Annotated in this window: 1 protein-coding gene; it reads right to left on the bottom strand. The window is 54.3% G+C overall.

Annotated elements, in window-relative coordinates; translation table 11 throughout:
* A partial coding sequence (locus VZ95_RS20535) for a peptide ABC transporter substrate-binding protein (RefSeq protein WP_156995490.1) occupies positions 1 to 1344 on the bottom strand: 1344 nt, incomplete at its 3' end.
* Positions 1345 to 1352 lie beyond the last annotated feature (8 nt).

The following is a 1352-nucleotide window of genomic DNA, read 5'->3' as shown; positions in this document are numbered from 1 at the left end:
GTCTTGCTCGATACCGATCTTTTCGGCCTTCGCCATCACTTCGGCGCGCTTCTTGAGATCGGTGATCGTGCCTGCTTCGATCATCAGCTTGTCGAATTCAGGATTCGAGAACTTGCCGTAGTTGTTGGAGCCCGTGCGGGTTTCCAACAAGAACAGGAAGTTTTGCGCATCGTTATAATCGGCGATCCAGCCCGCGCGGCCAACCTGGAAAGTACCGTCGCGCAGCGTGTTATAATGAACCTTCACGTCGCGATTGACGAGTTCGGCTTCAACACCCAGGGCCTGCTTCCACATGCTCTGCACGGCAATGGCGATATTCTTATGGCCTTCCGAGGTATTATAGCTGAGTTCCAGCTTTAGCGGCTTATTCGGGCCATACCCGGCTTCGGTCATCAGCTTTTTGGCGGCTTCAACGCGTTCCGACATTTTTTTGTCGGCCCAATCGCTCTTCAGCGCATAGCCATAATTGGCGACGCCCGGCGGCACAACGGCATAGGCCGGAACTTCGCCCGCTTTGGAAACCTTCTGCGTGATGATATCGCGATCCACGACCATCGACAGGGCTTTACGCACTTTCGGGTCGGCAGTGGGGCCGGTTGCCGTATTGAGCGTGTAATAATAAAGCCCGAGGTAGGGGGCGATCTTCAACTCATTCGGAATTTCACGCGTCAAGGTATCGATACGGGCCGGGTTAATATCGGTCACGAGATCGACTTCGCCCGCGCGGAAGCGCTTTTCCATTTCGGTACGGTCTTCGTTCGAGAAGAACACAATCTTCTCGATTTTCACCTTCGACGCATCGTAGAACTTCGCGTTCTTAACGAGTTCAATCTTATCGTTCGGCGAATAAGAGGCTAAAGTATAAGCGCCGTTTGACACGTGCGTGCCCGGCTTTACCCAATCGTTCCCGGCTTTTTCCACCACATGCTTCGGAATCGCGAAAGACGTATAGTGGGTCAGCAGTTCCAAGAAGAACGGCGTCGGCTCCTTCAAGGTGATTTCGAGCGTCTTCGCATCGATAGCCTTCGCACCGATTTTGGTAAAGTCGGTTTCTTTACCCGAGTTTACTTCTTCGGCATTCTTGATCGGGTAGAGGATCGAGGCGTATTTTGCGGCGCGCTTCGGGTCCATGATCCGGCGATAGGCATAGACGAAATCTTCCGCCGTCACTGGCGTTCCGTCCGACCAATTCGCATCGTTGCGGATCTTAAAGGTATAAACCGTGCCGTCCGGGCTGATTGTCCAGCTTTCCGCCGTGCCGGGGATAACCGAGGCGTCGGCGGCTTCGGTGGTAAGCCCGAGATAGAGATCACCCGCGATGCGGTTTTCCCAGGTCCCCGACATGTTTTGCG

The organism is Elstera litoralis (assembly GCF_000963705.1).
Taxonomy (GTDB): domain Bacteria; phylum Pseudomonadota; class Alphaproteobacteria; order Elsterales; family Elsteraceae; genus Elstera; species Elstera litoralis.
This window is presented reverse-complemented; position numbering and strand designations above follow the sequence as displayed.